The sequence below is a fragment of the Pseudomonas sp. 32_A genome, assembly GCF_017490905.1.
Classification (GTDB): Bacteria; Pseudomonadota; Gammaproteobacteria; order Pseudomonadales; family Pseudomonadaceae; genus Aquipseudomonas; species Aquipseudomonas inefficax.
Window position 1 is genome coordinate 213,041 of record NZ_JAFGYI010000003.1, and the last position, 9,951, is coordinate 222,991.

The window sequence follows — 9,951 nt, forward strand, 5'->3', positions numbered from 1 at the left end:
GATCACTGCCGGCCTGGCGGCGTGATTCAATACACTTCGTCATTTTGCGAAAAATTCCATCAAGCGCCCGGCTATGCGTTCCAGCGGGCGGATTTCCACTGCGGCATCGATGGCCGCAGCGGCCTTGGGCATTCCGTACACCGCACTGCTGGCCTGGTCCTGGGCAATGGTCAGGAAGCCCTGCTGGCGCATCAGCTTCAGGCCCTGGGCACCATCGCGGCCCATGCCGGTAAGCAACACGCCCACCGCATCGCCGTTCCAATAGCGCGCCACACTCTCGAAGAACACATCGATCGAGGGCCGATAGATTTCATTGACAGGTTCGGCAGTGTAGGCCAGTTGGCCATTCTGTAGCAGGCGGATGTGGTGATTGGTGCCGGCCAGCAACACCTGCCCCGGCTGCGGCGGCTCGCCTTCACGGGCCAGACGCACCGGCAGCCCGGCTGCGCTGCTGAGCCATTCGGCCATGCCCGCGGCAAACACCTGGTCCACATGCTGGACCAGCACGATGGCTGCCGGAAAGGCCGCCGGCAGGCCCTGGAGCAATACTTCCAGCGCCGCCGGGCCGCCGGCCGACGAGCCGATCGCCACCAGGCCGCGGCGCTGGGCTGCAACCCGTACTGGCGCAGCGACCGGGCGTGCCGCCGGAGCTCGCTGCTGGCCGATCAGCCAGCTGATGTTCAGAATCTTGCGCAACAAGGGCGCTGCCGCCTCTCGCGGGTCGCCCGCCCCCAGTGCCGGCGTGTCGACCACATCGAGGGCACCATGGCCCATGGCCTCGAACACCCGGTGCACGTTCTGCTTGCGGTCGACCGTGACGATGACGATGGCGCATGGGGTTTCGGCCATGATCCGCCGGGTGGCCTCGACACCATCCATGACCGGCATGATCAGGTCCATGAGGATCAGGTCTGGCTGCAGCTCGGTGCAGCGCTGCACCGCCTCGGCACCATTGCTGGCCACCCACACCACCTGGTGCTCCGGCTCCAGGGCGACCGCCCGGCGCAGCGCCTCGACGGCCATGGGCATGTCGTTGACGATGGCGATCTTCATCCCTGAGCACCTCCGATCAGCTCAACCACAGCATCCAGCAACGCATCGTCATGGAAACTGGCCTTTGCCAAATAGTAGTCGGCGCCAGCGTCCAGGCCACGCCGTCGGTCTTCCTCACGGTCCTTGTAGGACACCACCATTACCGGCAATGACTGCAGACGCTGGTCGCGGCGTACCAGGGTGACCAGCTCGATGCCGTCCATGCGCGGCATGTCGATGTCGGTGATCAGCAGGTCGAAGTCCTCGCCACGCAAGGCGTTCCAGCCGTCCATACCGTCCACAGCCACGGCCACATCGTAGCCACGGTTGCCGAGCAGCTTGCGCTGCAGTTCCCGCACGGTAAGCGAATCGTCGACCACCAGGATGCGCTGGCGCGCCGCGCCGCGGGCGCCGCTGCTGCCGCGTTCGATGCGTTCCAGGCTGCCGGTACTGAGCAATTTTTCCACCGAGCGCAGCAGGTCCTCGACATCGACGATCAGCACCACCGAGCCATCGTCGAGCAAGGCGCCGGAAGAAATGTCCTGCACCTTGCCCAGCCGTGGGTCGAGCGGCATCACCACCAGCACCCGCTCACCCACCAGCCGCTCCACGGCCACGCCATACAGTTGCTCGCGCTCGCGGATCACCACCACCCGCAGGCTGCTCTCCTGCGTCTGCCCGGCCGGGCGGTTGAGCAGCTGGCTGGCCGCGACCAGGCCTATGTGCCGGCCTTCGTGCCAGAAGTGCTGGCGCCCCTCGATCTGCACGATCTCGTCGGCGCCCACTTCGAGCGTGCGTTCGATATGGGCGAGCGGGAAGGCATAGGCCTCGCCGCCCACCTCGACCACCAGGCTGCGCACCACCGACAGGGTCAGCGGCACCTGCAGGTGGAAACGGCAGCCCTGCCCGGCCAGCTGGGTCAGCTCGATCGAACCGCGCAGCTCACGGATCATGTGCTGCACCGCATCCAGGCCCACGCCGCGCCCGGACACCTCGGTGACCTTGTCGCGCAGGCTGAACCCGGGCAGGAACAGGAATGTCAGCAACTCTTCCTCGCTCATCCGCGCCACCGTGTCGGCGGGCGACAGGGCACGCTCGACAATGCTGCTGCGCAGGCGCTCGAGGTCGATGCCGGCACCGTCGTCGATCAGTTCCAGGCTGAGCATACCGGCCTGGTGCGAGGCCCGCAGGCGGATCACGCCCTCCTCCGCCTTGCCCGCCAGCAGGCGCCGCTCGGGCAGTTCGATGCCGTGGTCGACTGCGTTGCGCAACAGGTGGGTCAGCGGTGCTTCGAGTTTTTCCAGCACATCACGGTCGACCTGGGTCTTGTCCCCTTCCACCAGCAGCCGCACCGGCTTGCCCAGCGAACGGCCAAGGTCGCGCACCATGCGGCTCTGACCGGTCAGCACATCGGCAAACGGCCGCATCCGGCAAGCCAGCGCGGTGTCGTACAGCAGTTGTGCGCGCTGGCTGGCCTGCCAGCCGAACTCGTCCAGGTCGGCAGCCTGCTGCTGCAGGATCTGCTGGGTTTCCGCCAGCAGGCGCTGGGTCTGAGCCAAGGCTTCGAGCACCTCGCTGCTCTGGCCACTGTCCTCAAGTTGCATGCGCAGGCCGTCAAGCGCCTGCATACCCTGGCCATGCATGCGCTTGAGGCGCTGCAGGGTGGCCAGGTACGGCTTGAGCCGCTGGGTTTCCACCAGCGACTTGCTGGACAGGTCGAGCAGGCTGTTGAGGCGGTCGGCGGTAACCCGCAGCACCCGCTCAGTGCCTTCGCCGGTGCGCTTGCCGGCCTTGCGACGGGGAGCCAGGTCGAGCTCGGATTCCAAGGGTTCGGCAGGCAGCGGCACAGGTTCGTCCTGTGCGATTGGCACCGGTGTTTCCGGCAGCGCTGGCACGGCTGGCGGCGCCGAGGGCATGGCTGCCGGCCCCGGCTCGAGCAGGCTGGCCATTTGCGCAAGGAACACCGGCAGCGTCGCCTGGGCACCAGCATCGCCAGGCGTGGCGATGCGCATCAGCAGGTCGGTGCCCTGCAGCAGGGCGTCGATATGCTCGGCGCTCAGCCGCAGGCGGCCCTCCTGGGCGGCCACCAGGCAGTCTTCCATGACATGGGCGACGCTGACGCCAGCGTCCACCCCGACGATCCGCGCGGCGCCCTTCAGCGAGTGGGCCGCGCGCATGCAAGCCTCGAGCTGGTCGGCCTGCGTGGGATTACGCTCCAGGGCCATCAGGCCGGCGCTGAGCACCTGGGTCTGCGCTTCGGCCTCCAGGCTGAACAGCTCGAGCAACGATGCGTCGCGCATTTGCTCTGGGGTCATGACAGGCTCCGCTGTACGGCAGACAGTAGGTGTTGATCGTCCAGTACCCGCACGCTGCGGCCACGCCATTGCAGGACCGCTGCGGTGAAGCGGGAGGCGTCCTGGCCGCTGCCCAGCAGCAGCGGGTCGAGCCGGTGAATGCCGTCGATTTCCTCGACCGCCATCACCACCGGCCCACCCTCCGCGGCCAATATCAGCATGCGTGGCATCGCCCGGCCGGTACGTTGCTCGGCAGCGCTGGCCCGCACACCCAGCAGGTCGGCCAGTGACAGGCACGGCACCAGCGCACCACGCACGTTGGCCACCCCCTGCAGCACCCGCGAGCGCTGGTGCGGCAGCGAATGCACCGCCTGCAGCGGGGCAATTTCGGCCAGGCAGGCGGTGGCCAGCGCCAGCCATTCTTCGCCAAGGCGGAACAGCAGCATGGAGCGGCCGGTGTTTTCCTCGGCCGGCGGCGCCACGGCAGCCTGGTGGTCCTGCATCAGCGCGTAGCGGTCGAGCAGGCGTGTGGCCGCAGCGGCATATACCTCGCAGTTGCGGCAGTGAACGTGACGTTCCAACAGCGGGCACTGCTTGTCGCCGTGCACGCCAATGCGGTTCCAGCAGTCGTCGATGTGCGCGTCTTCCTCGGCGAGCAATTGCATCGCGGATTCCTTCATCGTTCAGACTCCCGGCCGACCCGCGCGGCGCGCTCCTGCAGGCGCCGGGCACCGGCCAGGTCGCCCTGGGCCGCCAACAAGGCCGCCAGGTGCACCAGCGCCTCGGGGTGCTGCGGCTCCAGGTACAGGGCTTTGCGATAGTGGGTCAGTGCCTGCTGCGCATCGCCTTCGGTATCGCTGAGCAGCCCCAGCCAGTAGTAAACCTGCGCCGAGGGCGCGAATTGCCCCAGATAGCGCTGGCATTCGGCACGGGCCTGCTCACTGGCGCCGGCATTGGCCAGCCGGGCAATGCTGGCCAGCAACTCGCTTGGCTCCTCGCGCTTGTGCTCGCGCGCCGGCGCTGGCTTGGCGGCCACGGGCAGCACCCGCAGCGGGCGTGGCAACGCTGCGCTCGGTAACGGATAGCCCGGCCTGGCAGGTGCTGGCGACATGCGCCGCAAGGGCTGGGCCGGGGGCGTAGCCAGCGCTGCGCTATCGCCCTGCTGACGCACGTAGGCGAACGACTGGGCAATCCCCAGCGGGCGCATGCCCAATCGCGCCAGCAAGCTGCCTTCTGCCGGGCCGATGAACAGCACGCCCTGGGGGTGCAGCAAGCGCTTGAGCATTTCGAACACCCGTTGCTGGGTCGGCACGTCAAAATAGATCAGCAAGTTACGGCAGAACACGAAGTCGTACAGGCCATCGCGGCTGGCCAGCGCCGGGTCGAGCACGTTGCCCACCTGCAGGCTGACTTGCTCGCGCACCCGTTCATGCAACTGGTGGCCTTCCTCCAAGGCATCGAAGTAACGCTCGCGAAAGCCCAGGTCGCTGCCACGGAAGGCATTGCGCCCGTAAACGGCCTGCCCGGCCTTGGCCACGGAACTGGGGCTGATGTCCATGCCGTCGATCATGAAGGCCCCCGGCGCGATACCCGCATCGAGCAAGGCCATGGCCAGCGAATAGGGCTCCTCGCCGGTCGAGCAAGGCAGGCTGAGCAAGCGCAGCGGGCGCGCCCCGGCCAGCTCGGCCAGGCGCTTGTGCGCCAGGCTGGCCAAGGCTGTGAAGGATTCGGGGTAACGGAAGAACCAGGTTTCCGGGACGATGACCGCTTCGATCAGTGCCTGCTGTTCATCCATCGACTGCTGCAGGTGCAACCAGTAATCATCCAGGTCTGCGGCGTTCACGGCCACGCAACGCTGGCGCAGCGCACGCTCGACCATGGTAGCGCCTACTGACTCCACATCCAGGCCGATGCGTTCGCGCAGGAAGCGGAAAAAATGCTGTTCGTTCATGTCGGCATCCCTGTCGGATCATCCGCGTACAGCAACGCGTGCACGGCATCGGGCAACAGGTCGTTGACTTCGATGCGCTGCAGCAAACCCTGTTCATCCTGACGCACCGGGCCCAGGTACGGGGCCTCACCGCTATCCACGCCATACGGCTGGAACTCGTCGGGGTGGCATCGCAGGGTTTCGGTGGCCTGCTCCAGGATCAGGCCAAGCTGCAGGCCGCCCCGATAGTGCACCAGCACCAGGCGGGTACTGGTACGCTGCGCTGCCGGCTGGCCGAAGCTCAATGCCGCCAGGTCGACCACCGGCACCAGCAGGCCCCGGTGCGCAAGAATGCCTGCGACCCAGGCAGGCGCCTTGGCGATCGGCTTGAGCTGCTGGCGCGGCAGCACCTCGATCACCTCGTGCACGCTCAGGGCAAAGCGTTGGTCGCGGATGCGAAACTGCAGGTACAACGCCCCCTTGGCGTTGCCCGCCCGCGCGGCGCGCGGCTGCAAGTCGTTCATCGCAGTCAGACTTTGAAGCGCGACACGCCGCCACGCAGGCCTGCCGCCACCTGGCTCAGCTCATCGATGGCGAAACTGGCCTGGCGCAGCGACTCGACAGTCTGGGTACTGGCATCGCTGAGCTGGGCCAGTGCCTGGTTGATCTGCTCGGCACCGGTGGCCTGGGCCTGCATGCCTTCGTTGACCATCAGCACGCGTGGCGCCAGGGCCTGCACCTGGTGGATGATCTGGCTGAGCTGCTCGCCCACCTGCTGCACCTCGAACATGCCGCGGCGCACTTCTTCGGAGAACTTGTCCATGCCCATGACCCCGGCCGATACCGCCGACTGGATCTCGCGCACCATCTGCTCGATATCGTAGGTGGCCACGGCGGTCTGGTCGGCCAGGCGGCGCACTTCGGTGGCCACCACGGCAAAGCCGCGGCCGTACTCGCCGGCCTTTTCCGCTTCGATGGCTGCGTTTAGCGACAGCAAGTTGGTCTGGTCGGCGACCTTGACGATGGTCACCACCATCTGGGTGATGTTGCTGGCTTTTTCATTAAGGATGCCGAGCTTGGCATTGACCAGGTCGGCGGCGCCCATCACCTGGTGCATGGTTTCCTCCATGCGCGCCAGGCCCTGCTGGCCGGAGCCGGCCAGGCTGGAGGCCTGATCGGCGGCCGAGGTGACTTCGGTCATGGTACGCACCAGGTCACGCGAGGTGGCGGCGATTTCCCGCGAGGTGGCGCCGATTTCGGTGGTGGTGGCGGCCGTTTCGGTAGCGGTGGCCTGCTGTTGCTTGGAGGTGGCGGCGATTTCGGTCACCGAGGTGGTCACCTGCACCGACGAACGCTGGGCCTGGGCCACCAGGTTGGCCAGGGCCTCGGCCATTTCGTTGAAGCCGCTTTCGATGGCACCGAACTCGTCCTTGCGGTCCAGGCTCAGGCGCATGCTCAGGTCGCCCGAGCGCAGTTTGTCGAGGGCGTGGACAATACGCTGCATGGGCGCGGTGATAGCGCGCATCAGCAACAGGCCGCACACGCCTGCGGCGATGATCGCCAGCAGGAGCGAAATGATCATGCTGCCCTTGGCCGTGCTCACTGCACCGACAATCTCGTTGGTGTCGGTATCGGCGGCGGCGCGGTTGTGCTCGATCACTTCGTTGAGGTGCTTGCGGCCCTCGAGCCAGGCCGGGGTCAGCACATCGGTGATCAACCGCTGGGCTTCGGCGTAGTTGCGTTGTCGATAGGCTTCCAGCACCTGGTCGACGATCTTGAGGTAGGCGGCTTCCATCTGGGTGAAGGCGTCGAAGCGCGCCTGGTCGTCATCATCCTGAATGGTCCCCTGGTAGCTGGTCATGTGCTCCTTCAGGCGGTCCTCGAAGCTCTTGAACAGCTCCGCGTCGGCCGAGGTGAATTCGCGGTGGTTGGACAGCCCCACCAGCTGCTGGCTGGTGACGTAGCTGTCGACCCAGGCGCTGCGGATCATCGAGCTGTAGTAGAGGCCGGGAATGCTGTCGGTCCCCACTGCCTGCTCGGCGGAGGCGATGGTCACCAACCGCGAGTAGGCTGCCACGATCATCAGCAGCATGATGGCGATGATCACGGCAAAACTTGCCAGGATCCGTTGGCGCAAGGTCCAGTTCTTCACATTCAGCCCTCAGGAATTCACAACGAGCGGGAAAATCGCCGAAGTATAGCCCAGGCGCCCAGCGCTCATGCGGCTGAAATGTGGGGTGACCAGGTAACCTGCCTGATGGGCAGGTCATTTTCTCTCTCTGGAAAGGCGCTTTTCTTGTGGGAGCGGCCTTGTGTCGCGAAAGGGCCGCAAAGCGGCCCCGGCAATCGTTTCCCTGCTGCTGATATACGGGGGCCGCTCTGCGGCCCATTCGCGACACAAGGCCGCTCCCACAAAGGCCCCGTCTATTGGGCGGCGGCAAGCCTTGCCTGACTTTCCAGTTCCTGACGCAAGGCAGGGTCCAGGCGCAACTGGCGGGCCAGTTCGTCCAGGTAGGCGCGCTCCATGAAGTTTTCCTGATCAACCATCATCACGCTGGCCAGGTACATCTCGGCGGCCATTTCCGGCGTTTGCGCGGCTCGGGCCACTTCGGCCGGGTCCAGCGGCTTGTTGAGCTCGGCATGCAGCCAGTGCTGCAACTCGCGGTCGTCATCCAGGCGGGTGAATTCGCCCTCGATCAGCGCACGCTCGCGTTCGTCGATATGGCCATCGGACTTGGCCGCCGCCACCAGCGCCCGCAGTACCGCCTGGCTGTGCAGCTCGGCCTGGGCCGGCGGCAGGCGGTCGACCGTCTGTGGCTCGGTGGCGGCCACTTGCTGGCGCGCCTGCCAGTTGCCGTAGGCCTTGTAAGCCAGCACACCGAGCGCGGCCAGGCCGCCATAGGTCAGGGCCTTGCCACCATATTTGCGGGCTTTCTTGTTGCCCAGCAGCAAGCCCATGGCGCCCGCCGCCAGGGCGCCGCCACCGGCACCGGAAAGCAGGCTGCCAAGGCCGCCGGCACTGGCACCTGGCTTGCCAGAGCTGGCCTTGCCGGCCTGGCTGGCGAGCAGGTCCTGGCCGGACTTGAGCAACTGGTCGAGCAATCCCCGGGTATTCATCAAACGGTCTCCACATTGGCCAAGGGAACCATCAGGTTAAGCCCTGCCCGCGCTATCACCATGGGGGGATTTGCTTCCGGATGTTGCATTGGCTGGCAAAAAGCCAACTAGACTCGATATCGCCAATACCGCGCGTAACCGCACTACGTTTATAACGATCGCTTCACGGCTTGCTTGATGACTGCCCCGACCAAAATCTCCAAGAAGAGGGAACACCATGTCAGTGCACAAGACCGCATTGCTCGGCGCAACCGCCTGCGCCGTGCTGGCCAGCGCCAGCCTGCAGGCTGCCGAGCCGCCCAAGGCCCTGGGGCCCGGCGAGGGCCGCCTGGACATCGTCGCCTGGCCCGGCTACATCGAGCGCGGTGAAAGCGACAAGGCCTACGACTGGGTAACCGGCTTCGAGAAGGAAACCGGCTGCAAGGTCAGCGTAAAGACCGCTGCCACCTCGGACGAGATGGTCAGCCTGATGACCAAGGGCGGCTACGACCTGGTCACCGCCTCGGGCGATGCGTCGCTGCGACTGATCGCGGGCAAGCGGGTACAGCCGATCAACACTACCTTGATCCCCAACTGGAAAAACATCGACCCACGGCTGCAGAACGGTGGCTGGTACGTAGTCGACAAGCAGGTATACGGCACCCCGTACCAGTGGGGGCCGAACGTACTGCTGTACAACACCGACGTATTCAAGCAGGCGCCCACCAGCTGGGGCGTACTGTTCGAGCCGCAGAACCTTCCCGACGGCAAGCCGAACAAGGGCCGCGTGCAGGCCTACGATGGGCCGATCTACATCGCCGATGCGGCGTTGTACCTGAAGACGGCCAAGCCGGAGCTGGGCATCCAGGACCCGTACGAGCTTAACGAAGCGCAGTACAAGGCCGTGCTGGAACTGCTGCGCCAGCAGCAACCGCTGATTCACCGCTACTGGCATGACGCCACGGTGCAGATGAGCGATGTGAAGAACGAAGGCGTGGTCGCCTCCAGCTCCTGGGGCTACATGGTCAATGGCCTGAAGGCAGAGAAGCAGCCCGTGGCCTCGACCATCCCCAAGGAAGGCGCGACCGGCTGGGCCGACACCACCATGCTGCACAGCGAAGCCAAGCACCCCAACTGTGCCTACAAATGGATGGACTGGTCGCTGCAGCCGAAGGTACAGGGTGATGTGGCGGCCTGGTTCGGTTCGTTGCCGGCGGTGCCGGCGGCCTGCACCGGCAGCGAGCTGCTGGGGGCCGAGGGCTGCAAGACCAACGGTTTCGACAACTTCGACAAGATCGCCTTCTGGAAAACCCCGCAGGCCCAGGGCGGCAAGTTCGTGCCATATAGCCGCTGGACCCAGGATTACATTGCGATCATGGGTGGGCGCTGAGGTTGCCTGAATGCCTGTGCCGGCCTCTTCGCGGGTAAACCCGCTCCCACAGGTAAAGCGCCACCCTTGCAGGCGGTGATGAACCTGTGGGAGCGGGTTTACCCGCGAAGAGGCCGGTACAGGAGAAACCGTGTTGTCCGGAGCCTATGCATGCCCCTAGCCGTCCAGTTCACCCAGGTTTCCCGCACCTTCGGCGAGATCAAGGCCGT

Annotated in this window: 8 protein-coding genes; 1 reads left to right on the forward strand and 7 read right to left on the reverse strand. The window is 65.8% G+C overall.

Going from position 1 to position 9,951, the window contains the following annotated elements; genetic code table 11:
* Positions 1 to 39: 39 nt before the first annotated feature.
* From wspF to J5M58_RS03595, 7 genes are all read right to left on the reverse strand, one after another.
* Positions 40 to 1,053 carry a Wsp signal transduction system protein-glutamate methylesterase WspF gene (wspF, locus tag J5M58_RS03565; RefSeq protein WP_207877160.1) on the reverse strand — a complete coding sequence of 338 codons (1,014 nt, stop codon included), beginning with the start codon at positions 1,051 to 1,053 and terminating at the stop codon, positions 40 to 42.
* Positions 1,050 to 3,347 carry a hybrid sensor histidine kinase/response regulator gene (locus J5M58_RS03570; RefSeq protein WP_207877162.1) on the reverse strand — a complete coding sequence of 766 codons (2,298 nt, stop codon included), beginning with the start codon at positions 3,345 to 3,347 and terminating at the stop codon, positions 1,050 to 1,052. Before J5M58_RS03570 ends, wspF begins: the two co-directional genes overlap by 4 nt.
* Positions 3,344 to 4,006 carry a chemotaxis protein CheW gene (locus J5M58_RS03575; protein WP_112250970.1) on the reverse strand — a complete coding sequence of 221 codons (663 nt, stop codon included), beginning with the start codon at positions 4,004 to 4,006 and terminating at the stop codon, positions 3,344 to 3,346. The genes J5M58_RS03570 and J5M58_RS03575 overlap by 4 nt, the downstream gene beginning before the upstream one ends.
* Entirely contained in the window at positions 4,003 to 5,277 is a 1,275-nt protein-coding gene (locus tag J5M58_RS03580; RefSeq protein WP_112250968.1) for a CheR family methyltransferase, read from the reverse strand. Before J5M58_RS03580 ends, J5M58_RS03575 begins: the two co-directional genes overlap by 4 nt.
* Positions 5,274 to 5,780: a chemotaxis protein CheW gene (locus J5M58_RS03585; protein WP_207877164.1), complete on the reverse strand. Its 507-nt coding sequence runs from the start codon at positions 5,778 to 5,780 to the stop codon at positions 5,274 to 5,276. The genes J5M58_RS03580 and J5M58_RS03585 overlap by 4 nt, the downstream gene beginning before the upstream one ends.
* A gap of 5 nt (positions 5,781 to 5,785) precedes the next feature.
* The gene (locus J5M58_RS03590; protein WP_207877166.1) at positions 5,786 to 7,408 is read right to left on the reverse strand and encodes a methyl-accepting chemotaxis protein; all 1,623 of its coding nucleotides are present in this window, start codon (positions 7,406 to 7,408) and stop codon (positions 5,786 to 5,788) included.
* A gap of 272 nt (positions 7,409 to 7,680) precedes the next feature.
* Positions 7,681 to 8,373: a tellurite resistance TerB family protein gene (locus J5M58_RS03595; protein WP_207877168.1), complete on the reverse strand. Its 693-nt coding sequence runs from the start codon at positions 8,371 to 8,373 to the stop codon at positions 7,681 to 7,683.
* 217 nt (positions 8,374 to 8,590) lie between these two features.
* Between J5M58_RS03595 and ydcS the strand changes: the two genes are divergently transcribed.
* Positions 8,591 to 9,742 (forward strand): putative ABC transporter substrate-binding protein YdcS, encoded by a 1,152-nt coding sequence (gene ydcS, locus J5M58_RS03600; RefSeq protein WP_112250960.1) that lies wholly within the window; start codon positions 8,591 to 8,593, stop codon positions 9,740 to 9,742.
* Positions 9,743 to 9,951: the final 209 nt, after the last annotated feature.

Excerpts from the sequence above, each read along its gene's own strand:
- wspF (WP_207877160.1), bottom strand. The coding sequence starts at position 1,053 with ATGAAGATCGCCATCGTCAACGACATGCCCATGGCCGTCGAGGCGCTG.
- J5M58_RS03570 (WP_207877162.1), bottom strand. The coding sequence starts at position 3,347 with ATGACCCCAGAGCAAATGCGCGACGCATCGTTGCTCGAGCTGTTCAGC.
- J5M58_RS03575 (WP_112250970.1), bottom strand. The coding sequence starts at position 4,006 with ATGAAGGAATCCGCGATGCAATTGCTCGCCGAGGAAGACGCGCACATC.
- J5M58_RS03580 (WP_112250968.1), bottom strand. The coding sequence starts at position 5,277 with ATGAACGAACAGCATTTTTTCCGCTTCCTGCGCGAACGCATCGGCCTG.
- J5M58_RS03585 (WP_207877164.1), bottom strand. The coding sequence starts at position 5,780 with ATGAACGACTTGCAGCCGCGCGCCGCGCGGGCGGGCAACGCCAAGGGG.
- J5M58_RS03595 (WP_207877168.1), bottom strand. The coding sequence starts at position 8,373 with ATGAATACCCGGGGATTGCTCGACCAGTTGCTCAAGTCCGGCCAGGAC.
- ydcS (WP_112250960.1), top strand. The coding sequence starts at position 8,591 with ATGTCAGTGCACAAGACCGCATTGCTCGGCGCAACCGCCTGCGCCGTG.